Here is a 22,743-nt window from a genome sequence, read left to right on the forward strand (position 1 = left end):
TATTGATGAAAAACGATGTGCAGCGATTCAGAAGATCGATTGGGTTGATTATTTGAGGCTTCAATTGAGGCGATAGCGAGACGCTAACAGCCCGCTGGCAAACGACAAAAACTGTCTTCGTCACTTCCCACAGCCTTATCAGAAATTCCCTTCAAGCCCCTATGCACAGGGATGACAGAAAATCACTACCCATCAGAATAAATTGCGCCCCTCCAATCAGAGCCAACAATAATCATTATCATCCCCGGCAATCAGGAAGATATTGATTTTGATCACCGAAGGATTCGGATGTGAGCGCCGTTCTAACAGTAATGCCTGAAACCATAACCTCCCATTGGAGGGGTGCGATCAACTCTTCCATTTTCATAAAGCACGGCATCCATGAAAAGAATCTAACTGACGCAGTTAAAAAGTCTTCTCAACGTGCGTTGCAGCGTCTAATACAAGCATTGTTAAGGGAGGGAGTTATTCATTCGAATGCGCTCAAGCAGTTGCCAAACGGCAATCATTCATTGCAATTAACTTCCACTAACAAACTGATATTCGAAGGTCTGATTGAGCACAGAATGGGCGCCTGGTCATTACATGGCAGGGTGTTTATTCACCCCGAGGGGCAGCCTGCCTCTCCCATCACGCTGCCTTCAGAACTTCTGGGGCGTGTGTTATGCGCCTCAGACGACATCATAAATACAGAAGTTCTGACGCGCCTGTCTGCCGAAATCGATAACAGCTTCATGAACGATACGCTCTGTGTCGCGTTTCACGATGCATGGAATAGACGTTTGACCCGGTCCTCGAGCGAGCAACGTTCAGGCTCGTTTCTGGCGGACTTACGCAGTGCAAGTCCGGTGAATGCCAGCCTCATTCTCGAGCAATGGGGCACCACGGGGCACCCGTGGCATCCCAATTACAAAACCAAGCTGGGGCTATCACCCTCCCAAGTAATCGAGTACTCCCCAGAGTTCGAGGCCCGTTTTGAAGTCTCTCTGTGCGCCGTACACCAAGACTTTATCCATATCGAATCCTTGCCCGGATTACCTGAATATCGGGACTGGTTAGCTCAATGGTTTCCTGAACCGCTGCACGAACTTGATAGCCTGCTTCACGCACAAGGACTTGATGCCGGCGATTACCTCCCGCTCCCAGTCCATCCCTGGCGAGCCACCGAAACCCTTCCTCTGCTCTTTGCCGATGAACTCCGCGACCGCCTGCTGGTGATGTCTCAGATAAAGGTATTTGAGGCTCATCCGACGATGTCGTTCAGGACTGTTTTACCTGAGGCAAGCAAAGCCGCCCCCATGGTCAAGCTGCCTGTGGGCCTACGTCTGACCAGTGTCCAGCGCACGCTGTCCCCGAGGTCTGCATGCATGGGTCCCAGAGTGTCGGCGCTGCTGATGAGCATCCTCCATACAGACCCTGAGATGCAGGAAACGCTAGCGATTATCCCTGAATGCATGGGCTTGCACTTCAAGTCCCACAGACCATCGGACGATCGCGAACGCCACCTGTCTGTGCTTTACCGAAATAACCCGAATGACCTGCTGGACTCCGGCGAAATGGCTGTTCCTGTCGGTAGTCTGTTCGCACCCAATCACCACGATGAACCTCTGCTGCGCCAGTGGATTTTGCTCTCGGAAGGCAGTGACAGCCCTCAGGCCGCCAGCGACTTTCTGGACCGCTACCTTCGGGCCGCACTCCCAGGACTCATGGCGATGTACCTGTTATACGGCATCGCCTTTGAAGCCCATCAACAAAACAGCTTCATGGTGATGGACGTAAACGGACGGCCCTCTCGCTTGTTACTGCGGGATTTCGGTGATATCCGGATCGACCGAAAAACCCTGCATCAACGTGGGTTCGATCTGCCGCTCAAAGATCCGGCAATGACGCTGTATGACGACGCAGGCTTTGTCAGGGACAAATTGCTGCACACCGCCTTAATGTGCCATTTCGGGGAGCTGATTCTGTTGATTTCTCGACATTGGGAACTGCCAGAATCCGATCTATGGCAAACGCTCAGTGCCCACGTGAACTGTTGCTTCGACAACCTTCGAGAACGTGCTGAACCTGAGCGCTGGCACACCGAGCATGAGGCATTGCTGGTTCAGGACTGGCCTGCGAAATCCTTCCTTCGAATGCGATTGCTGGACAGCCCTACCGACATCGCCCTGGCTGTTCGAGCCATTCGCGCCACACATACCGCCGGTATCTATCCGCCGTATTCTTCAACCCCTGGAAAAAACCAACAATGACAAAACCCCGACTCACCTTTCTGCTGCCTTTATTCGGCTCTGTGACCCTGCCTGTGGCTGCCGAGCAAAACGAGAACACAGAGCCTTCGGGCACCTTGAACCTCTCCGAGGTCGTGGTTTCCGCGACGCGTACCCATGAAAGCATCGCGTCGATTCCGGGGTCGGTGCAGGTCATCGATGCTGCACAGGTTCGCCAGCAGAGCACAGCCGGGCGTCGGGTGTCGGGTGTCGGACATCGTCGGGCAATTGGTGCCGGGGCTTGCGCCGGCCACAGGAGGCATGAGCAATTTCGGCCAGACATTGAGAGGTCGCAGTCTGCTTGTGCTGATCGATGGGGTGTCGCAGAACTCGACGCGGGACAATTTCCGGCAGTTGAACAGCATCTCTCCCGAGAGCATCGAACGAATCGAGGTGATCTCTGGCGCCAGCAGCATCTATGGCGCAGGCGCGTCGGGCGGGATCATCAATATCATCACCAAGCGCAATCAGGGCGAGGCACTCGGATTCAGCAGCAAGGTGGGTATCAGTGCAGCCAACAACCTGCAGGCCCAGGGTTTTGCCTACGAAGCCTTTCAGAGCGTGACGGGCCGTGCAGGCCCTTGGGACGGGTATCTCTCAGCTGCGCTGACACAACGCAACGATCAGTTCGACGGCAACGGCAAGCGCATTGCGCAGGATACTTCCCAAGGCAGCAATCCGGACACCGAGACCTATGACCTGCAAGCCAGATTCGGCTATGAGCTCGATGATGAACGCGCACTGAGGCTGTCGCTGCAGGACTACAAGGACCAGCAGAAAACCCGTTACAGCAAAGACCCGAAAAACCGGGACGAAGCGGTGGCGATCAAAGGGCTGATGCTGGGAGATCAACCTCACACGCGCAATCAAGCCATCAATCTGGACTACAGCGTCAGCGACTTTTTCGAGCAGAGTCTGCAGCTGGAAAGCTACTGGCGGCGCGCCGATGCCCTCTTCTTTCCCGACCTTCGCCGTGGCAAGGCTGGAGTGTCCGACAACAACAGCGTGCAGGATGTGTACGGTTTGCGTGCCGCAGTCCAAACCGCCCTGCCCACCCTCGGTAACGTTACCGGGAATCTGGTGTGGGGCGCCGACTACGATCACGAGCGGTCCCGACAGCGCGGTGACCAGTACGACGTCGATGGCCTGACCTACCGCAAGACCGGCACCACCTTTGAACTGGGGCCTGATCTCGAAACCACTACCAAGGCGTTGTTCGGCCAGGTGTCCTTTGATCTGGGCGACTGGACCGTGCGAGGAGGCGTGCGCCGAACATGGATCGAGAGCGAGGTCAGTGACAGCATCGCCTACGGCGAGATCGTTAGGACCGGGCGCTGGTCGACCTTGCCCGGTGAAACGCTCAAGTACGATGCCACGCTCTACAACCTGGGTGCCGTTTACCGCTTGAGCGAGACCCAAGAGATCTTTGCCAACTTCAGCCAGGGTTTTTCATTGCCCGACATTCAGCGCTATTTGCGTGACGTCAGCAGCACCTATGACATCGGCCAGCTCAATGCCCAGGCGTTGAAGGTCGACAGCCATGAACTGGGCTGGCGCGCAAATGGGGACAAATGGCAGACCCAGGTGACGGTCTACGAAAACACCTCTGACGTGACCCAGTTCTACGACGCACAGGACCGCGTACTGCGTCTGATCAACCAGAAGGAGCGAGTACGAGGGTTCGAAACCGACGTGGCCTATTATCTGAGCGACGTCTGGAGCACGGGAGGGACCTATTCCTGGGCAAAAGGGGAAACCCGCCAGGCCGGGAAATGGATAGATCTGCCAGCGACACGCGTGTCACCGGCCAAAACCACTGTATTTGCCGAATATGCACCCGGTAACTACTCCATCCGTCTGCAAGCCCTGCACCTCGCCAACTATGACGCTGCTGCAAAAGACAACAACGGTCGCTCCATTGATGGCTATACAGTGTTTGATCTATTGGGGTCGAAACAGCTGCCAGTCGGACGTATCGAGGGTGGCATTTACAACGCGAGCAATCGTCATTATCAGACTTTATTCAGTCAGGCCACGGCGCGTGCACCTTTTGCATCCGCACAGGGCCGAACCGCAGGGGTCAGTTATGCACTGGACTTCTGATAAGTGTCGGCCATAAAAAAATCCCCGTCGCTTATTCAGCAGACGGGGACCAAAGGGAGGGAATTCAACGCTTTCGCGAGCAAGCTCGCCTGCATTTGATGCATGGCCTGACACGCAGTGGTCAGTGGGTCGCATCAACCTGGCTTAGGCGAAGTTGCTCGCGAAAGCGTTCTTTCTACTTCGCAGCATTTGGAACAGTTACAGCGTTTTAAACATCACTTCTTTGGAATCCATTCCCCAGTAGCGTTCGTGGCGTTGATGGGGAATGGATTCGTCGGGTCAGTGTTCTTCATTGCGGGGTCTTGTGATCCAGAGCGGCATAGAAGTTGGCACTTTGTTGCAGGTATTTCGGGGTGTAGCTCTGGGTCGCGCTGACTTTTTTGTCTGTGGCTTCGACACTGGCGCTGGCGGGCAGTGCAACGGTGGCAGAGATGGCGGACGCGGCGATGATGGAGAAGAGATTGAAGTTCATGATGTGTACCTCGGTGTCGTGTTTCGTTTCAAGTCTTGACCGTCTTGGCCGTGGAATGAAAGTTACGCCCGAGGAGCTTTCAGAAAAAATCTTTTCTGGCACTAGCCCATATCACTTCAATTAATAGATGGCTTCAGCCCTTGTAAATCAAGGGCTGAAGACTGCGTCAATGTGTCACTTGCCCGTTCTCAATGATTCAAAAAACGGAAATCGGAGGGGGAATCAAAGTCGATTTTCTGCACGGTATCACCCAGGACGCCGGTTTTCGGGTCGACACGCACGGTGACGATCTGGTTGCTCTTCTGGTTGGCGATCAGCACGAAACGGCCGCTGGGGTCGAAAGCAAACTCGCGAGGTTCCTTGCCCTCGACGGAGCGACGCTGGACTTCCTTGAGCTGGCCGTTGGCGCCGATGCTGAAGACCAGCAACTCGTTGACCTCGCCGCGATTGGCGACGTAGAGGAACTTGCCATCCGGCGAGGTGTGCAGGCCGCCCGCCGCACGGTATTGCTGGCCGTCTTTGTTGGCCAGCTCCACCAGTTGGGTGCGTTTGAACACGCCGTCGTGGTAGTCGAACACCGCCACTTGAGCGCTCATTTCCATGGTCAGCCAGGCGTGCTTGCCGTCCTTGCTGAACAGCAGATGGCGCGGGCCGCTGCCCGGTGGCAGGTCGACCGAGGGGGTCTTGGCAGGCTTGAGGGGCTGGGTCTGTTTGGCGTCGTAGTCGAAGACAAACATCTTGTCGGCGCCCAGGTCCATGGCGATCAGGTATTTGCCATCGGGGGTCGGGACGGCCGAGTGAACGTGGGACGAAGCCTGACGCTCAGGGTTGACCTTGCTCGGCTCGTGGGTCGCGGTTTGCACGACCGGCGACAGCTTGCCGTCCTTGCCGACCGGCACAGCGGCCAGCGAACCGCCCGGATCGGGGTATACGGCGTAGTTGGCGACGAAGAGGAAGCGGCCGTCAGCGCTGAGGTTGGAGTGGGTCGGCTCCTCGCCCTTGCTGTCGATCTGGTTGATGAACGACACCGCGTGGGTCTTGGGGTCAATGGCAAAACTGCTGACCTTGCCGACCACGTCGGTCTGGCCCGGGCCGTTTTCGTTGACCGCGAACAGGTGGCGCTGGTCTTTGGAGAGGGTCAGCCAGGACGGGTTTTCGCTTTTGATTACCTGACGCGGCGTGGCGTCGAGCTGGCCGGTTTGGGTGTTGAAGCCATAGCGGTAGATGCCTTCGCTTTTGCCTGCGGTGTAGGCACCTACCAGTACGTCGTAATCAGTCATGGGTTTGGCCTGAACGGAAAGGGCGGTAAGGCTGCCGGCGAGCACCAGCCAGGGCATGAGTCTGGGTGTCATGGGAGCGATCTCGTTGTTGGAGTTGTTGGCGCGCTGTTCACGCGAGAATCAGGTCTATGACAGTGGTTTGGGGGCAGTAGTTGCTCAGGGCACGGCAACTGGACCGCAACTCTCGGGATGAATGCCGACCGATCTGTGGGAGCGAATTCATTCTGGGCGGCATTCCGACGAAAAATCGTTCAGGCAACATAGATGTACCGCCTGCTACGGCCTCTCGCGAATACATTCGCTCCCACAGGTTTCCCAAGCGTCAGGCGTTACTCGTCTTCTTCATCATCGCCAGCGGCGAACGCGTCGAGCACGACGATGCGGTGGTCGGCGTTGCCGTCGTTGATCACCCAGCTTTGCAGGGCGGCGTCGAATTCGGCGGAGTCGACCTGGGCCAGGGAGAAACGCCAGACCTTTCGCTCACGGCCATCCATGCTTTCGATCTGCAGCATTTCATCCAGGGTGAATTCGAAAGCGTGCAGGCCGTCGACTTCCAGCATGCCGTGGGAGGTCAAGGCCGATTGCAGAGCGGCGCGCAAGGTTTGGGGTGTGGTGGTCATGGCAGAGTTCGCATCGGTTAAAGCGCGAATGATAGGCCAAAAGGCGCCGGGGCGGGATGCAGCAGCGGCTCAAGGGCTGCGTCCACATCCTGTGGGAGCGAATTCATTCGCGAGGGGCCGGTGCATTTGACACCGATTGTTCGTCTGCTCCGACGTCTCGCGAATAAATTCGCTCCCACAGGTTTCGACAGGCTCAAGTTTTCGACAGGCTCGGGTTTTGCGATCAGTCCTGCGCCGCATCCTTGGCGTAATACCGCGCCGGAATGCCCCAAACGATCAGCGCAATGGCCAGCACGCTCACCGCAAACAGCGCGAACAACGCAGGTGTGGCGGTGCCGGTCAGATCCTTGATCCGCCCGACCATGAACGGCGCGATGATGCCGCCCAACTGGCCCAGGGAGTTGATCAACGCAATGCCTGCGGCGGCGGCGATGCCACTGAGAAAGCGCGGCGGGATAGTCCAGAAGATCGGCATCCAGGCGATGATGCCGGTCATGATCAGCGTCATGCCGATCATCAGTGGCAGCAGTTGGCCGAGGAACAGCGCGCAAACCAGATAGCCCACGGCCGTCAGGGTTGCGCAGGCCGCCATGTGCCAGCGACGTTCACGATGGCGGTCGGAACTGGCGCCAATCAGCAGGTTGCCGATCACCGCGCCCACGTAAGGGATGACCGTGAGCAGGCCGATGTCCATGGTGTCCATCACGCCCGCGCTCTTGATCAGTTGCGGCATCCAGAACAGCAGGCCGGTCAGGGCCATGACCAGGCACAGGTAGATCGCCGACATGACGTAGGTGGTCGGGTGCTTCCAGATGTCCTTGACCTTCTGCGACACGGCAGGCTTGGGCTCCTTGGCCATGCGCGACAGGACGATGGCCTTCTCCTGCGCGCTGAGCCACGGCGCGTCTTCGATGCGGTCCTTGACCAGCCAGAACACCACGCCCCCCAGGATCACCGACGGGATGCCTTCCAGCAGAAACAGCCAGCGCCAGCCGGCCAGGCCCATGACGCCGTCGAAATGGCCGAGGATCAATCCAGCGATCGGACCGCCGACAATGCCGCACAGGCAAATGGAGCTCTTGAAGTAGGAATTGACCCGTGCACGTCGTGTGCCGGGGTACCACTGGGTGAAGAAATACAGCACGCCGGGGACGAAGCCGGCTTCCATCACACCAATCAGAAAACGCAGGGTGTAGAACCAGAATTCGGTCTGCACGAACATCATGCAAGCCGAGGCAATCCCCCAGGACACCATGATCCGCGCGATCCAGATGCGCGCGCCGATGCGGTGCAGCAACACGTTGCTGGGGACTTCGAACAGAAAGTAGCCGACGAAAAACAGGCTCGCGCCCAGGCCGTAGATGGTCTCGCTGAAACCCAGATCGCTGGCCATCTGCAGTTTGGCGAAGCTGATGTTGACCCGGTCCAGGTAGGCGAACAGGAAGCAGCAGATGAACAGCGGCACGATGCGCCAGCTGACCTTGCGGTAGATGCTGTCTTCCAGCGCGTCGGTGTCGAGCTGTTCCAGCAGGATGGCGTTGGCGGTCATGGGGCGCACCCCGTTTGTTTTTATGTGGGTGTCGGGGTCGTTGAGCCAAACAGATTTCGGGGTGGGTACGATCCTGTGAGCGAATTCATTCGCGAGAGGCCAGTCCATCCGATGAAGATCCATCGTCAGAACCAGCTTTCGCGAATGAATTCGCGCCCACAGGTCTAAGCCACGCTAAATGGCGGCAGTGCTATTCATCCCATCCACCAACACGATGATGGTGCCCGACGCGCTGCCAGTGATCTGGGTCATGAGCGGTTTCCTTATCAGAGCTGCTTGATGCCACCCGGCTGGAACACTGCCTCGGTCGTGGCGATGCCGTTGACCAGAGGCGCGCCGAATTCGCGCTGGCTGATTTCAAAATGGTCGCCCGGCCGGGTCTTGATGCCGTCGGCAAACGACAGGGTCGCAGTGCCGAAGAAGTGCACGTGCACGTCGCCCGGACGCAGAAACTGGCTGTACTTGAAGTGGTGGTATTCGAGATTTTCCAGGCTGTGGCACATGTTGGCCTCGCCACTGAGGAACTCCTTCTCCCACAGCACTTTGCCGTCGCGCAGGATACGGCTGGTGCCCGCCAGGTTCTGTGGCAGGTCGCCGACGCGCAGCTCCGGGCCGAAGGAGCAGGCACGCAGTTTTGAGTGGGCCAGGTACAGGTAATTCTTGCGCTCCATGACGTGGTCGGAGAACTCGTTGCCGATGGCGAACCCCAATCGGTACGGCTTGCCGTCGTTGCCGATGACGTACAGGCCGCTCAGCTCAGGCTCTTCGCCCGCGTCTTCGGAAAACGGCGGCTGCGGAAAGGCTTCGCCCGGACGAATGACGATGCTGCCGTCGCCCTTGTAGAACCACTCCGGTTGCACACCTGCCTGACCGGCTGCGGGTTTGCCGCCTTCGATGCCCCATTTGAAGATGCGCATGGTGTCGGTCATGGCCGATTCGTCATTGCCATGCTGGTGCATTTTGTCTCGAGCCGAGGCGCTGCCAAGGTGCGTAAGGCCGGTTCCGCTGACCAGCAGGTGGGCGGGGTCCGGATGGTCCAGCGGCGGCAGGATGCGTAAGTCAGCGCGCACTTGCGAGTAATCGTGGCTGTCGCCCAGGCCATGACTGTCGACCTGCTCTGCCAGGGAAATCTTTTTATCGATGGCCGCCAGCGCCAGCTCACGGGTACTGGTCGCGCTCTGCACTTCGCGCACCAGCGCGCCATCCACCAGGCCGACACGACGCTGGCCGTTACCCAATTCGAATTGAACCAAATGCATGGAATGCTCCTTTCCAGATGATGTGTACGATCCCTGCAGGAGCGCGCTTGCCCGCGAAGGCAATGTGTCTGAGACGGATAAGGTGTCTTCTGACACAGCCCTGTCGCGGGCAAGCGCGCTCCTACAATGGACGTGTCATTAACGAGAACCGCGGGCGCTGGCCGCGAATTCGGATTCCGGCAACACGTGCTTGCGCTCCAGTACGCGGTACACGATGCCGGTCAGAATCAAACCAAAGACCATCACGCCCGAGAGGAAGTACAGACCCGTAGCCAGATTGCCGGTGATTTCTTTCAGCCAACCGATGACGAATGGCCCGATATAGCCACCCAGGTTGCCCACCGAGTTGATCAGGGCGATACCGGCCGCGGCGCTGGCACCGGCGAAGAAACGGCCCGGCAAGGTCCAGAAAATGGCCGTGCAGGAAAACAATGAGAATGCCACCAGGCACAAAGCTGCCAGTTGCAGCACCGGCGTGCCGAGGAAGGCGCTGAAGAACAGGCCGATCGCCCCGATCACATAAAGGACGGCCAGGTGGCCATAGCGGTCGTTCAGTCGGTCCGAGCTGCGCGGCACGATCAGCAGGCCGATGATGCCGAAGATGTAGGGCACCGCCGAGACGAAACCAGTGACCAGATCGCTGCCACCGAACTGCTTGATCAGGGTCGGCAACCACAGCCCCAGGCCGTAGATGCTCAGGGTGACCGGCAGGTAGAACAGCGCGAGCAGCAGGACGCGTTTGTCCTTGAGGGCGTGCAGCGGATTGCCATGACGGGTCTGGCCGTAGGCTTCCAGGTCGCGCTTGAGCTCACCGGCCAGCCAGTCTTTCTCGACTGAATCCATCCATTTCACGTCTTTCGGGCCATCCGGCAGCCAGCGCAGCACCGGCCAAGTCAGCAGAATCGCTGGCGCGCCGATGCACAGGAACAGCCACTGCCAGCCGTGCAGGCCGCCGATGCCCTCCAAGCCCAAAAGGCCACCGGAAATGGGGCCGGTGATCATCATGGCGATGGGTTGGGAAAGGATGAACAGCCCCAGAATCTTGCCGCGATGGCGCACCGGGAACCATTGGGTGATGTAGTACAGCACGCCCGGGAAGAAGCCCGCTTCAGCCGCACCGAGCAGAAAGCGCATCACATAGAAACTGGTCGGCCCTTGAATGAAGGCCATGCCCATGGTGATCGCACCCCAGGTGATCATGATCCGCGCGAACCAGCGCCGCGCGCCGAAGCGTTCGAGCATCAGGTTGCTGGGAATTTCCAGCAAGAAGTAACCAATGAAGAACAGACCCGCGCCCAGGCCATAGGCGGCATCGCCAATGCCGACATCCGCGCCCATGCGCAGCTTGGCGAAGCCCACGGCGGAACGGTCCACATACGCGATCAGGTACAACAGGATAAGAAAGGGAATGAGTTTCAAGGTGATACGACGAATAAGCCTGAGTTCCTGGCTCATGTATGCGGTCTCCACGTTGTTTTTGTTATGCAAGCGCATGGGGATCGCCTCTGCCTTCGTGTGTGCCGGAAGAATCAGACGCGGCAGACAGGGTCGTCCCTCGATAAAAACCGACTATATAGTAATACTATTTAACGTGACAACACTTCCTCTCAGCGCATTTTCGGCCTATTTTAAGCAGCACACCCAGCTTTATAGTCTTACAATAAGAGTGCTGATTTATGTCTGATTCCCCATCCGATACCCACAAGAAACCCACCCTGCGTTCAGCCCAGTGGTTCGGTACTGCCGACAAGAACGGCTTCATGTACCGCAGCTGGATGAAGAACCAGGGCATCGCCGACCACCAGTTCCAGGGCAAGCCTATCATCGGCATCTGCAACACCTGGTCAGAACTGACCCCCTGCAACGCCCACTTCCGCACCATCGCCGAGCACGTCAAACGTGGCGTGATCGAGGCCGGTGGATTCCCGGTGGAATTCCCTGTGTTCTCCAACGGCGAATCGAACCTGCGTCCGACGGCAATGCTCACGCGCAATCTGGCGAGCATGGACGTGGAAGAGGCGATTCGCGGCAACCCTATCGACGGCGTGGTGCTGCTGACCGGCTGCGACAAGACCACCCCCGCCCTGCTGATGGGCGCGGCCAGCTGCGACGTGCCGGCGATCGTCGTCACCGGCGGCCCGATGCTCAACGGCAAACACAAAGGCAAGGACATCGGCGCCGGTACCATCGTCTGGCAAATGCATGAGTCCTATAAGGCAGGCCTGATCAGCCTGGACGAATTCCTCTCCGCCGAAGCCGGCATGTCACGCTCGGCGGGCACCTGCAACACCATGGGCACGGCGTCGACCATGGCCTGCATGGCGGAAGCGCTGGGCACTTCGCTGCCGCACAATGCGGCCATTCCCGCAGTGGATTCTCGTCGTTATGTGTTGGCGCACATGTCCGGCATGCGCGCGGTGCAGATGGTCAACGAAGACCTGCGCCTGTCGAAGATTCTCACCCGTGAAGCCTTCGAAAACGCCATTCGCGTCAACGCGGCCATCGGCGGTTCGACCAACGCAGTGATTCACCTCAAGGCCATCGCCGGGCGTATCGGCGTCGATCTGGAGCTGGACGACTGGACCCGTATCGGTCGCGGCACCCCGACCCTGGTGGACCTGCAGCCTTCCGGGCGCTTTCTGATGGAAGAGTTTTACTATGCCGGCGGCCTGCCTGCCGTGCTGCGCCGTCTGGGCGAGAACAACCTGATCCCCAACCCCGAGGCCCTGACCGTTAACGGCAAATCGCTCTGGGAAAACGTGAAGAACTCGCCGATCTACGGGGACGATGAAGTCATCCGTGCCATCGACAATCCGCTGGTGGCTGACGGCGGTATCTGCGTGCTGCGCGGCAACCTCGCCCCCCTTGGCGCGGTGCTCAAGCCTTCCGCCGCGACGCCTGCACTGATGAAGCATCGCGGTCGCGCAGTGGTGTTCGAGAACTTCGACGTGTACAAAGCGCGGATCAACGACCCGGATCTGGACGTGGACGCCAACAGCATTCTGGTGATGAAAAACTGCGGGCCAAAGGGTTATCCGGGCATGGCCGAAGTCGGCAACATGGGCCTGCCAGCCAAACTGCTGGCCCAGGGCGTGACCGACATGGTGCGTATTTCCGATGCGCGCATGAGCGGCACGGCGTATGGCACGGTGGTCTTGCACGTGGCGCCGGAAGCGGCGGCGGGCGGGCCGCTGGCGGTGGTGCAGGAAGGCGATTACATCGAGCTGGACTGCGCGACCGGGCGTTTGCACCTGGACATCCCACAACAGGAGCTCGATGCGCGTCTGGCTGACTGGCAAGCCCCGCAAAACAAGCTGATCGGTGGCTATCGCCAGTTGTACATCGACCACGTAATGCAGGCGGATCAGGGTTGCGACTTTGATTTTCTGGTGGGGATGCGCGGCTCGGAAGTACCGCGACACTCGCACTGATCGGCTGACGGTCTCCGGTAACGGCTACCGGTGACTCTAACCTGTAGGAGCGAATTCATTCGCGAGACGTCGGTACTGACTACAGAGATTTATTGAATGTACTCACGCCTCGCGAATGAATTCGCTCCCACAGGTTGCGCATGCCAATGCTTTCTCTGGTGCCTGCAACCTCCCGACATCTGCACCCGCGCCCTTGCCTCCCCGCCAATGCTATGATGCGCCGCCTTCATCGCTCAGGATTGCCTCGCGCCCCATGGATTATCGTAAGCCCTCCGACCGCAAAAGCATGCACTCACGCATCGTCCAGGACATCGGCATGCAGATCGTTTCCGGCCGTTTCATGCCAGACGACAAGCTCCCCGCCGAAGCCCTGCTCTGTGAAGAATATGCCGTGAGCCGTCCGGTGCTGCGCGAAGCCACGCGGGTGTTGGTGGCCAAGGGGCTGGTGTATTCGCGGCCGCGGGTCGGTACGGTGGTCAAACCCCGTCGCGAATGGCACATCCTGGACCCTGACGTGCTGCACTGGTTGATGCAAAGCTCGCCGCAAAACGAATTTTTCGCCCTGCTCACCAGCGTGCGCAGCATCATCGAACCGGCTGCCGCAGCCCTGGCCGCGCAACACGCAACCGCCGATGAAGTCGCCGGTATCAGCGAAGCCTACGAGCGCATGGCTGCCGCGCCCACCGTCGAAGACGTGCTACAACCCGACCTCGACTTCCACAGCCGCATTGCCGACGCCACCCACAACGATCTGCTCGCTCACTTGTGCAACATGCTGTCACTGGCCCTGCGCGAGGCGTTGAAGCATTCCAACCAGCGCCCCAACCTGCACGAACTGGCCCTGCCCCGACACAAGGCCATTCTCACGGCCATCGAAAACCGCGACGCCTTGGGCGCCCACCACGCCACGCTGGTGCAACTGGACGATGCGCGTAACGCGCTGAATGTGGTGCTGGGCAAAGGCTTGTAGCAGCCCGGCGTGCTTTTGGGGGTTGGCCGCGTTGTTCATGCAGACAGGCTGATCGACCCCATTTCGCGTGCCAAGCGGCGGTCAAAACCTGTGGCAGCATATTCATTCGCGATTGGCCGGTGCATCAGTTGCGCAAACATCACGCATCGCGAATGAATTCGCTCCCAATAGGGCTTTGCACCCCATCCGCAACACGTTAAACGACGCTTGGTTCAGGGCAGGAAAATCCTGAACAACCCGCCTCCCAGCTCACCACCATTGCCAATTTCGATATGCCCGTGCACACCCTTGCGCTGATGCTGGCGGGCGATGTTAGCGGCGAAATAAAGTCCCAGCCCAGTGCTGCCACTGCTTTGATTGATGCCCAGCACGTAGTCGGTCTGGCGCTCGATCATGTGCTGCGGGAAGCCCGGCCCGTCATCGTTGATGCTGATCACCAACTGCTCACCCACCTGCCCCGCGCTGATCAGCACGTGCTTGCGGGCGTAGCGAATGGCGTTGATGACCACGTTGGACACCACTGAGCCAATCAACTCACGGTCGAAGAATCCTGGCAGACCGAAATCATCGACCTCATAGCGCGCGGCAATGCCACGACTGACCAGCACTTCCTCGTGAAACGCCAGCTGCGCTTCGATGAAGTCGTCCAGCTCGTGATAGTCCGGGCGCAGAGGCAGCTGGTTCACGCCCAGCTTGTACAGCCCCAGCAACTGCACCAGCATGCTGTTGAGGTGGGCGAATTCGTAATCGATCACACCCTGTTCGGCGTTGCCTCGTTGCGCCTCAGGCAACTGGCTGACCCATTGGCCATGGGCCTGAATCAGCAGCGCCAGGGAGTTCTTCATGTCGTGCACGGTGGAGGCAATCACCATGGAGAAGTCCAGCCCCTGCTCCTGATCGGTCATTGGCCGAACGCCTTGAGCCGCAATTTCTGGTAACGCTCGTACCGGGGGTCGGTCTCGGGCATCTTGCCGACCATCGTTAGGCTGTTGCGGCATTCCTGCAGGCTGGCCGCGTCGAGGTTCTGCACGCCCATGTGCAGCAGCGACTGGGCCATGTTCAGGGCAATACTGATGTTTTTGGGTTGCAGTGCAAGGCCTTGGCGGAACAGGTCCTGCGCTTCGCCCAGCTTGCCGGCGCGATAGCTGCGAATGCCTTGCAGGTTCAGGTCGATGGCCGCTTTGCCGGCGCTGAGGATTTCCGGGTCGTCGGTCTGCTTGGCGATGTTCTGCATGACAGCCGCATCGTCGCCGTAGATCTCCGCACAGCTTTTCAGAATGCCTGCGCCCGCGGCTTCCTGCCCCAGTTGCTTGAGCTGCGCGGCCACCGCCAGCGCGGCATCGGCACTGAGAAACTGCTCCATGCCGTCGAGCCGCTCCATCGCCTGGGCGGTCAGCTTGGCGGCCATTTCCGGGTCGGACGTGGCGACGCTGGTGGCCTTCATCAAACGCGCCCGCACTTGCAGGCCGGCGTCGTTGGTGTGTTCCTTGGCCACTTCGCCCAAGGTCTGGTTGATCTCCACGCGGGTGCGCGCATCCAGGCCACGATCACCGCCTTTGCTGATCAGTGCCTGAGCCAGGCCCAGGTTGGTCTCCGGGTCCTTGAAGCGCGAGAACTGCCCCTGCGATACCGCCTGGCGATAGGCCTTGGAGGCCCCGTCGAAGTCTTGGTTTTCCAGCGCCAGCTTGCCCAGCAAGCGCTGACGACGCACGGCGTAGGGCGACAGGCGCACGGCCTCTTCGAGCATTTTCTGCGCGCGGCGGTTGTCGCCGCTGGCAATCAGAACATCGGCCAGACCGTCGAACAGCACCGGCATTGAATTGAAGGCACGGATCGCTTCTTCATAGACGGTTTGCGCCTCGCCGTTGCGACCGCGCTTGTGCAACAGCTTGCCCAGCGCCGCATACGCCCAAGGCTGCGGGCGATCGGCCAGAATCGATTTGAGAAAGGCTTCCAGCGGCTCGTGCTGATTGAGGTCGCGCAACGCGTCGGCCTTGTAGCGCAGGCACAGCGGCGCGAAACGCGGGTCCTGCTTGGTCAGATTCACACACGCCGCCAGCACTTCGGCCGGCTTGCCGCGATCCAGCGCCTGAAGAATCGGTTTGAGCAGGTTCTTGCGCTGAACGATCTTCTCCAGGCGCTGGGCCAGGCTTGCGCGGTTGAACGGCTTGGTCAGGTAAGCGTCGGGCTCCCACTCCAGCGCACTCATCACCATCGCCTGGCTGTTCTCGGCGGTGACCATGACGAACACGCTTTCGTGGCTGATAAGGCGATCGGTCATCAGGTCTTCAAGGACCTGCTGGCCGTTCTTCTTGCCATCACCCAGGTTGAAGTCGTGAAGAATGAAGTCGTAACGCTTCTGCGAACAGGCCTTGATCGCCTGTTCGCCGTTGTCTGCAGTGTCTACTTCCTTGACGCCCAATTCGCGAAGCATCGACCGGACCGAGCTGCGGAAATCAGAGAAATCATCGACGATCAGAAAGGTTTTTTGGTTCCACGCCAGCATCGAGATTCCTGTCACAGGAGAAAAAATCCGCCCAAGGGCAATTACACAACGGGTCAACTTCACCGCCCCGTTAAAAGGGGCAGATGATAGCTAACGTCAATTTGCCATCAAGCTATTTCATACCAGCCCTGGCCACTTACGCTGCGACGAGACGCCGCTTGTTCGAGTTATCGGCGGGGCCGGGGTAAAGCTTAGGTGATGCCAGCGGGAAAAAGCGACCGTCATACACAGGATTTCTCCTCCTCTAGCGCACGCTGTGACGCCCGTCGCCGAGCTGAAAGCACGTGCTATGGGCACCGTGTAGCACCCCGATCACGGATCCAAAATCTGCCAAAAGCAAATTAAATGATGATGTTCATCGTGGATGTAACCAAACGTGTAAAGTCCTGCTAGCTCGCGCCGATATGCAGGGAAAGCGGCCACTCCTGCCGCGCACTCCCCCTCTGCCCGAGTACTCCCCATGGCCTGGCTGACCAACCTCAAACTCAAGTCCAAACTGCTGTCTGCCTTTTGTCTGTGCGCGCTGATCACGGTTGCGGTCGGCGTGCTGGGACAAGCCGGTATTTCACGTCTGTACGACCTGTTTCAAAGCACGGTTACCAACAATCTGGTGTCGATCACGAAAGTCGATTCGGTCAAGGCCAACGTCATCGCCACCAACCGTGACTTTTTCAAGGTCCTGGGTTTGAGTGCGATCAAAGCCAGTCCGGACGAGATCAACGCAGCGATGCAGTCGTTCAAGGAAAATCAGGCCCAGGCCGAAAGCGACTTCAAGATCTACCGTGCCACACCGCTGCAAGCCGACGAAAAGGCCGCGGGCGACGACTTCGAACGCGACTGGCTGGCTTATATTGCTGCGGCGCAGAACACCCTTTCCGTCATTCAAGGTGGCGATATCCCGCAAGCCAGCAAACTGGCCGCCAGCAGCGTCACGCCCAGCTACCGCAAGACCATGGGCGAGCTGAAAATCATCATCGAATCCAACGCCCGTCAGGCCGATGAGGCGGCGCAAGCGGGCGTCGACACCAACAAACAGGTGACCTGGATACTGATCATCGGCTCATTGGTTGCGGTGATTTGCGCCATTGTGCTGGGCCTGCTGGTCACGCGCATGATCACCCGCCCGATTTACCAATCGGTCGACAGCGCAGCGCGGGTCGCCAATGGTGACCTGACCCAGGCGGTTGCCGTGGGCAGCGAGGACGAAACCGGGCAGTTGCTCAAAGCCCTGTCCAATATGCAGGGCAACCTGAAGAACACCGTGCAGCAGATCGCCAACGCCTCGGATCAACTGGCCTCGGCGGCGGAAGAGCTGACCGCCGTGACTGACGACAGCAGCCGTGGCCTGCAGCGTCAGAACGACGAAATCCAGCAGGCAGCCACCGCCGTGAACGAAATGACCGCAGCCGTCGAGGAAGTCGCGCGCAACGCCGCCAGTGCCTCGCAGGTGTCGACCCAGACCGCCGATGACGCCCTCAAGGGTCAGCGCCAGGTTCAGCAGGCCGTCGCGGCGATGAACACCATGACCGTGGAGATCAATGATTCGACCCAACGCGTCGAAGCCTTGGCCGGCCAGATTCGCGATATCACCAAGGTGCTGGACGTGATTCGCGGGATCGCTGAACAGACCAACCTCTTGGCCCTCAACGCTGCTATCGAAGCCGCGCGCGCCGGTGAACAAGGCCGTGGCTTTGCCGTGGTGGCCGACGAGGTGCGTGCGCTGGCCGCTCGTACTCAGGCGTCCACCGGCGAGATCGAGTCGATGATCACCCTGGTGCGCAACGGCGCCGATGAAGCCGTCAAGGCGATGGGCAAGAGCCAGGCGATCGCAGTCAACACCCAGACGCTGGCCACCGATGCAGGCCTGGCACTGGAGCGCATCAGCGAAGGCGTCAGCCAGATCAACGAACGCAACTTGGTCATCGCCAGCGCCGCCGAAGAACAGGCTCAAGTAGCCCGTGAGGTGGACCGCAATCTGGTGAACATCCAGGACCTGTCGGCGCAGACTGCAGCCGGTGCGAATCAGACCAGCGCGTCGAGTCAGGAGCTGTCCCGCCTGGCGGTGTCTTTCAATGCAATGGTAGGTAAGTTCACGCTTTGACGGGTCAGCGATGATCCCTTGAGGGAGCGAATGCATTCGCCGAGCGACCGTACATCCGATGAAGACTTATCGAATGTACAGGCCTCTCGCGAATGAATTCGCTCCCACAGATTTCACCGTGTTCAGCCAGCGGTAGCGGCGAAAGTTCATAGCCCCCACGCGCTGCAAGCTATCCCTTCGCCACCTGTGACACATTGGCGTATTGACTAAACCGTCACATGTTTTGTCGCAAATCACATTTCAGGTACAATCGCCGCCCCTCGCAGAACACTCGGACCTGATGACCGAGTCCTGCGCGGTGTTTGTTGTTTACTCAAGCTGCTGCATCCAATGATCTAACAAGAAGCCAGCGCGGAGGGACACAGAACTCGAGGTCCGTTTCTTCGACCTTGAACCCTTACCCCTCGCCCGCCGGGCGCGAAATCGGACTACCGTTCACTCAAGCCTGATGTGAGCAAGACCGGTGTCGCCTCCATCCATGCGGCAGGCGGATAACGTTCTATCAATTGGATTGCGTGCAATGATCAAGACGACAAGCAAGGCGCTGCTGGGCCTGGCGATTTCGATGGGTATGCTTCAGGCTCACGCCGCTGAAAGCAAGAAAGTGGACGTGCTGCTGATCGGCGGCGGCATCATGAGTTCGACCCTGGGTGTCTGGCTCAACGAGCTGGAGCCGAGCTGGACCATGGAAATGGTCGAGCGTCTGGACAAGGTCGCCGAAGAAAGCTCCAACGGCTGGAACAACGCCGGTACCGGTCACTCGGGCCTCGCCGAGCTGAACTACACCCCTGAAGACAAAGACGGCAAGGTCAATATCTCCAAGGCCATCGAGATCAACGAAGCCTTCCAGGTGACCCGTCAGTTCCTCGCCTGGCAAGTCCGCCAGAGCGTTTTGAAAAACCCGCATTCGTTCATCAACTCCACACCGCACATGAGCTTCGTGTGGGGCGATGACAACATCAAGTTCCTGAAAAAGCGCTACGAAGCCCTGCAGGCGAGCCCACTGTTCCGCCCGATGCAGTTCTCCGAAGACCACGCGCAGATCGCCAAGTGGGTTCCGCTGATGATGGAAGGGCGTGACCCTAACCAGAAGCTGGCGACCACCTGGACGCCCATCGGCACCGACGTCAACTGGGGTGAAGTCACCCGCCAGTACGTGTCTTCCCTGCAGACTCGCCCGAACTTCAACCTGAGGCTGTCCAGCGAAGTCAACGACATCACCCGCAATGCCGATGGCAGCTGGCACGTCGAGTACAAGAACCTCAAGGACGGCACCAGCAGCGCAACCGACGCCAAGTTCCTGTTCATCGGCGCTGGCGGCGGCGCACTGAAGCTGCTGCAGAAATCCGGCATTCCGGAAGGCCGCGACTACGCAGGCTTCCCGGTGGGCGGCTCGTTCCTGGTCACCGACAACCAAGACATCGCCCTGCAGCACATGGCCAAGGCCTACGGCATTGCCTCCACCGGCGCGCCACCCATGTCCGTTCCGCACCTGGACACCCGCGTGCTCGACGGCAAGCGCGTGATCCTGTTTGGCCCGTTCGCGACCTTCTCCACCAAGTTCCTGAAAGAAGGTTCCTACCTGGACCTGTTCAGCAGCATGACCACCCACAACTTCTGGCCGATGACCAAAGTGGGCATCGAGCAGTACCCGCTGGTCGAGTACCTCGCCGGTCAATTGATGCTGTCCGACGACGACCGCTTCAAGGCCCTGCAGGAATACTTCCCGCACGCCAAGAAAGAAGACTGGCGTCTGTGGCAGGCCGGTCAGCGCGTGCAGATCATCAAGCGCGACGCGGATAAAGGTGGGGTGCTGAAGCTGGGTACTGAAGTGGTGTCCTCCCAGGACGGCAGCATCGCCGCTCTGCTGGGTGCATCGCCAGGCGCCTCGACTGCTGCACCGATCATGCTGAACGTGCTGGAGAAGGTCTTCAAGGACAAGGTCGCGACGCCTGAGTGGCAAGCCAAGATCCGTCAGATCGTCCCAAGCTACGGCACCAAGCTGAACGACTCGCCTGCCGCGGTACAGCAGGAGTGGAACTACACCGCTGAAGTCCTGCAACTGGACAAGCCGCCGGTACTGGACCTGTCGGTCGGCACCGGCACCGCTCCGGCGGCTGCACCGAGCAAGCCGGCTGAAAGCAAGCCTGCCAACGACATGGCGCTGTAACACGCCCTCTCGTTGACGCGGTAAAGAAAAGCCACGGGGCGCAAATCCCGTGGCTTTTGCGTTTAGGATTACGGAATACAGGGAGAGCGACGATGAAGAAGAATGAACTGCCCGTGAAAAGCTGCGCGGTCTGCGGTCTGCCATTTTCATGGCGCAAGAAGTGGGAGCGCTGCTGGGAGGACGTGAAATACTGCTCGGAACGCTGTCGTCGCCACCGCCAAACCGGACGTGCAGGGCAATGAGCGCGGCGATACGGAAAGGATGTGTCCCCTGCAGGAATCGAACCTGCATCTAGCCCTTAGGAGGGGCTCGTTCTATCCGTTGAACTAAGAGGACTCAACAGCCGTAGCCTATGAAGGTCAGCGCTCTGGGTGGCATGAGCGAGACGGCGTGCATGTTAACGGCAAGCCATTGTTTTGTCATGTCGTCATTGTCTTTTTAGGCTGTAGTCCGCCGGAGTTCTGGCAATTTTTTGCAACGCATCATGCAAATTGCAATACCGCAAAATGACATCATTGCAAACTGCAATCTCAAACGTCCCGGAAGATTATATAACCTATTGATTTTATTGTTATTTTTTATCAAATTCGTTTGGCATGCGGGGTGCATTACCTCTTCTCATGCAATCCCCTTCATAGATCAATACTAAGCGAAGGTAACCGAGATGAACGTGACTCTCTCCCTCTCCCTGTTGAATGCAGCAGCCCTCGTTGCACTGGTGGCCTTCCACATTCACGACGATGGCAGCAAAACCGAGAGCGTCGCCGTTCAGGTCCAGCCGCATTACTTGGTGAAACAGGCTCCGCGCTACGCTGCGATGCCAGCCACGCGTTCTGACGCCCTGCTGGCTAACGACACTGATGAAGCGATTCCAGTTGATCGCGCTGAGCGCTGGGTCTTCTGATCCTGTTACCTACTGTAATAGCCCTCTTGTTCTAACCGAGAACCGCCATGTCCAAAGCAGCATTGTCCTTTCTGATCCTGACCCTGATGGCCCTGGCTGCGGATCAGCTGCTTCCCCATTCGATGGACACCCTCAGCATGGTCGCCAAAACCTGCGCCGGCATCTTCGCCAGCTTCTTTGTGATGGCATTGATTGTGGGACGCAAGATCAAATTCGATCCCGTACTGCGCCAGGCAAAGCCCTGACCCCGGACCAAGTTCATCTCTAGATTCGGCCTTACCGACCTCGCCTGAAGCCCTTCCGCGCTTGGTAGCCCCTTTCCAGCGCCTCGCCTGACAGACCCTTCGTCTCTTTTCTTGAATGCTTTCTCGAATATTTTCGTGGAAGGCCCTACGCTGAAGACAGATAGCCACTACGGCGCAAACCCGCGTAGTCTATGGCTGTCGCTGGGATGAGCGATATCCCGGAACTTTGCTAACCAGAACGCATTTCGGATAATTGGTGCTGGCTAAACGCCTTTATCTAGTTCAATATTTGTCACAGATTTGACGCCAAGGTTCCGACGGATTGATGCATGATGACGGACCTTTATGTTTGGCAGGTTGAACATTTCGCCCAAATGACAGTCAGACGATGACATCTCGCGGCCAAATGCATGAACCGCCTCCCCTTTGAACTAAATCGGTTAAATATATGAGCCCTATGAAACAGGCCAATTATTCCAGTCGCACAGCTGACAAGTTCGTTGTCCGTCTTCCGGAAGGCATGCGCGAGCGCATTGCGGAAGTCTCCAAGGACAACCATCGCAGCATGAACTCTGAAATCATTGCGCGTCTTGAACAAAGCCTGATTCAGGAAGGCGCACTGGGTGACGAGCCGAAGCTGCGCCTCGACAGCCCAGAGCTGTCACTGCATGAGCGCGAACTGCTGCAGCGCTTCCGCCAGCTCGCTCATCGCCAACAAAACGCCCTCGTGTCGCTGATCGCACACGACACCAGCCTGACCAGCGACGACGAATAAGTCCCGCCCGCCAGAGACTGAAAAGCCAGCGTTAAGCTGGCTTTTTTGTGGGCGCTATTTAAGTTAGCCAACCGCCAATAACAAACAA

17 protein-coding genes, 1 tRNA gene and 1 pseudogene are annotated in these 22,743 nt (G+C 58.7%); 10 read left to right on the plus strand and 9 right to left on the minus strand.

Going from position 1 to position 22,743, the window contains the following annotated elements; all coding sequences use genetic code 11:
- Positions 1-311: 311 nt before the first annotated feature.
- Both AC07V9_RS18680 and AC07V9_RS18685 read left to right on the plus strand, forming a co-directional pair.
- Complete coding sequence (locus AC07V9_RS18680; RefSeq protein ID WP_495017185.1) at positions 312-2,252, plus strand: IucA/IucC family protein; 1,941 nt, start codon at positions 312-314, stop codon at positions 2,250-2,252.
- A pseudogene (locus tag AC07V9_RS18685) lies at positions 2,249-4,373 on the plus strand (TonB-dependent receptor). Before AC07V9_RS18680 ends, AC07V9_RS18685 begins: the two are co-directional and overlap by 4 nt.
- Before the next feature lie 289 nt (positions 4,374-4,662).
- Here AC07V9_RS18685 and AC07V9_RS18690 read toward each other — a convergent pair.
- The 6 genes from AC07V9_RS18690 to AC07V9_RS18715 all read right to left on the minus strand — a co-directional run bounded on the left by AC07V9_RS18690 (position 4,663) and on the right by AC07V9_RS18715 (position 11,008).
- Entirely contained in the window at positions 4,663-4,845 is a 183-nt protein-coding gene (locus AC07V9_RS18690; RefSeq protein ID WP_495017139.1) for a hypothetical protein, read from the minus strand.
- Between the two features lie 188 nt (positions 4,846-5,033).
- Positions 5,034-6,197 carry a lactonase family protein gene (locus tag AC07V9_RS18695; protein WP_495017140.1) on the minus strand — a complete coding sequence of 388 codons (1,164 nt, stop codon included), beginning with the start codon at positions 6,195-6,197 and terminating at the stop codon, positions 5,034-5,036.
- A gap of 257 nt (positions 6,198-6,454) precedes the next feature.
- Positions 6,455-6,745: a DUF5629 family protein gene (locus AC07V9_RS18700; RefSeq protein WP_495017141.1), complete on the minus strand. Its 291-nt coding sequence runs from the start codon at positions 6,743-6,745 to the stop codon at positions 6,455-6,457.
- A gap of 223 nt (positions 6,746-6,968) precedes the next feature.
- Entirely contained in the window at positions 6,969-8,294 is a 1,326-nt protein-coding gene (locus AC07V9_RS18705) for an MFS transporter (protein ID WP_495017142.1), read from the minus strand.
- A 266-nt stretch (positions 8,295-8,560) separates the two neighbouring features.
- A complete protein-coding gene (gene araD1, locus AC07V9_RS18710; protein ID WP_495017143.1) occupies positions 8,561-9,553 on the minus strand; it encodes an AraD1 family protein in 993 nt (330 codons plus the stop codon).
- A gap of 138 nt (positions 9,554-9,691) precedes the next feature.
- On the minus strand, positions 9,692-11,008 hold the full coding sequence (locus AC07V9_RS18715; RefSeq protein WP_495017144.1) for an MFS transporter: 1,317 nt from the start codon (positions 11,006-11,008) through the stop codon (positions 9,692-9,694).
- Positions 11,009-11,229: 221 nt separating this feature from the next.
- Here AC07V9_RS18715 and AC07V9_RS18720 point away from each other — a divergent pair, with 221 nt between their 5' ends.
- Both AC07V9_RS18720 and AC07V9_RS18725 read left to right on the plus strand, forming a co-directional pair.
- A complete protein-coding gene (locus AC07V9_RS18720) occupies positions 11,230-12,984 on the plus strand; it encodes an IlvD/Edd family dehydratase (RefSeq protein ID WP_495017145.1) in 1,755 nt (584 codons plus the stop codon).
- Positions 12,985-13,237: 253 nt separating this feature from the next.
- Complete coding sequence (locus tag AC07V9_RS18725) at positions 13,238-13,954, plus strand: FadR/GntR family transcriptional regulator (RefSeq protein ID WP_495017146.1); 717 nt, start codon at positions 13,238-13,240, stop codon at positions 13,952-13,954.
- A 212-nt stretch (positions 13,955-14,166) separates the two neighbouring features.
- Here the strand turns inward: AC07V9_RS18725 and AC07V9_RS18730 are convergent, their stop codons facing one another.
- Both AC07V9_RS18730 and AC07V9_RS18735 read right to left on the minus strand, forming a co-directional pair.
- Entirely contained in the window at positions 14,167-14,859 is a 693-nt protein-coding gene (locus tag AC07V9_RS18730; protein ID WP_495017147.1) for a sensor histidine kinase, read from the minus strand.
- Positions 14,856-16,460 (minus strand): response regulator, encoded by a 1,605-nt coding sequence (locus tag AC07V9_RS18735; protein WP_495017148.1) that lies wholly within the window; start codon positions 16,458-16,460, stop codon positions 14,856-14,858. The genes AC07V9_RS18730 and AC07V9_RS18735 overlap by 4 nt, the downstream gene beginning before the upstream one ends.
- Before the next feature lie 460 nt (positions 16,461-16,920).
- Between AC07V9_RS18735 and AC07V9_RS18740 the strand changes: the two genes are divergently transcribed.
- The 3 genes from AC07V9_RS18740 (at position 16,921) to AC07V9_RS18750 (ending at position 20,973) form a co-directional block, all read left to right on the plus strand.
- A complete protein-coding gene (locus AC07V9_RS18740; RefSeq protein ID WP_495017149.1) occupies positions 16,921-18,561 on the plus strand; it encodes a methyl-accepting chemotaxis protein in 1,641 nt (546 codons plus the stop codon).
- Positions 18,562-19,081: 520 nt separating this feature from the next.
- Entirely contained in the window at positions 19,082-20,731 is a 1,650-nt protein-coding gene (gene mqo / locus AC07V9_RS18745) for a malate dehydrogenase (quinone) (protein ID WP_495017150.1), read from the plus strand.
- Positions 20,732-20,823: 92 nt separating this feature from the next.
- Entirely contained in the window at positions 20,824-20,973 is a 150-nt protein-coding gene (locus tag AC07V9_RS18750; RefSeq protein WP_495017151.1) for a DUF2256 domain-containing protein, read from the plus strand.
- A 22-nt stretch (positions 20,974-20,995) separates the two neighbouring features.
- On the opposite strand, the gene AC07V9_RS18755 is transcribed toward AC07V9_RS18750, so the two are convergent.
- A tRNA-Arg gene (locus AC07V9_RS18755) sits at positions 20,996-21,067 on the minus strand.
- A gap of 328 nt (positions 21,068-21,395) precedes the next feature.
- Between AC07V9_RS18755 and AC07V9_RS18760 the strand changes: the two genes are divergently transcribed.
- The 3 genes from AC07V9_RS18760 (at position 21,396) to AC07V9_RS18770 (ending at position 22,655) form a co-directional block, all read left to right on the plus strand.
- The gene (locus AC07V9_RS18760) at positions 21,396-21,635 is read left to right on the plus strand and encodes a hypothetical protein (protein WP_495017152.1); all 240 of its coding nucleotides are present in this window, start codon (positions 21,396-21,398) and stop codon (positions 21,633-21,635) included.
- 47 nt (positions 21,636-21,682) lie between these two features.
- Positions 21,683-21,880, plus strand: coding sequence for a PA3371 family protein (locus tag AC07V9_RS18765; protein ID WP_495017153.1), 198 nt, complete (start codon positions 21,683-21,685; stop codon positions 21,878-21,880).
- A gap of 448 nt (positions 21,881-22,328) precedes the next feature.
- Positions 22,329-22,655 carry an Arc family DNA-binding protein gene (locus AC07V9_RS18770; RefSeq protein WP_495017154.1) on the plus strand — a complete coding sequence of 109 codons (327 nt, stop codon included), beginning with the start codon at positions 22,329-22,331 and terminating at the stop codon, positions 22,653-22,655.
- The last annotated feature ends 88 nt before the right edge of the window (positions 22,656-22,743 follow it).

This window comes from Pseudomonas sp. GW821-FHT02A11, assembly GCF_059421985.1.

What these genes read in the sequence shown, in the direction of transcription:
- AC07V9_RS18720 (WP_495017145.1), top strand. Translation starts at nt 11,230, where the DNA reads ATGTCTGATTCCCCATCCGATACCCACAAGAAACCCACCCTGCGTTCA.
- AC07V9_RS18770 (WP_495017154.1), top strand. Translation starts at nt 22,329, where the DNA reads ATGAGCCCTATGAAACAGGCCAATTATTCCAGTCGCACAGCTGACAAG.
- AC07V9_RS18680 (WP_495017185.1), top strand. Translation starts at nt 312, where the DNA reads ATGCCTGAAACCATAACCTCCCATTGGAGGGGTGCGATCAACTCTTCC.
- AC07V9_RS18760 (WP_495017152.1), top strand. Translation starts at nt 21,396, where the DNA reads ATGAACGTGACTCTCTCCCTCTCCCTGTTGAATGCAGCAGCCCTCGTT.
- AC07V9_RS18725 (WP_495017146.1), top strand. Translation starts at nt 13,238, where the DNA reads ATGGATTATCGTAAGCCCTCCGACCGCAAAAGCATGCACTCACGCATC.
- araD1 (WP_495017143.1), bottom strand. Translation starts at nt 9,553, where the DNA reads ATGCATTTGGTTCAATTCGAATTGGGTAACGGCCAGCGTCGTGTCGGC.
- AC07V9_RS18765 (WP_495017153.1), top strand. Translation starts at nt 21,683, where the DNA reads ATGTCCAAAGCAGCATTGTCCTTTCTGATCCTGACCCTGATGGCCCTG.
- AC07V9_RS18730 (WP_495017147.1), bottom strand. Translation starts at nt 14,859, where the DNA reads ATGACCGATCAGGAGCAGGGGCTGGACTTCTCCATGGTGATTGCCTCC.
- mqo (WP_495017150.1), top strand. Translation starts at nt 19,082, where the DNA reads ATGATCAAGACGACAAGCAAGGCGCTGCTGGGCCTGGCGATTTCGATG.
- AC07V9_RS18690 (WP_495017139.1), bottom strand. Translation starts at nt 4,845, where the DNA reads ATGAACTTCAATCTCTTCTCCATCATCGCCGCGTCCGCCATCTCTGCC.
- AC07V9_RS18735 (WP_495017148.1), bottom strand. Translation starts at nt 16,460, where the DNA reads ATGCTGGCGTGGAACCAAAAAACCTTTCTGATCGTCGATGATTTCTCT.
- AC07V9_RS18740 (WP_495017149.1), top strand. Translation starts at nt 16,921, where the DNA reads ATGGCCTGGCTGACCAACCTCAAACTCAAGTCCAAACTGCTGTCTGCC.
- AC07V9_RS18705 (WP_495017142.1), bottom strand. Translation starts at nt 8,294, where the DNA reads ATGACCGCCAACGCCATCCTGCTGGAACAGCTCGACACCGACGCGCTG.
- AC07V9_RS18695 (WP_495017140.1), bottom strand. Translation starts at nt 6,197, where the DNA reads ATGACACCCAGACTCATGCCCTGGCTGGTGCTCGCCGGCAGCCTTACC.
- AC07V9_RS18750 (WP_495017151.1), top strand. Translation starts at nt 20,824, where the DNA reads ATGAAGAAGAATGAACTGCCCGTGAAAAGCTGCGCGGTCTGCGGTCTG.
- AC07V9_RS18715 (WP_495017144.1), bottom strand. Translation starts at nt 11,008, where the DNA reads ATGAGCCAGGAACTCAGGCTTATTCGTCGTATCACCTTGAAACTCATT.
- AC07V9_RS18700 (WP_495017141.1), bottom strand. Translation starts at nt 6,745, where the DNA reads ATGACCACCACACCCCAAACCTTGCGCGCCGCTCTGCAATCGGCCTTG.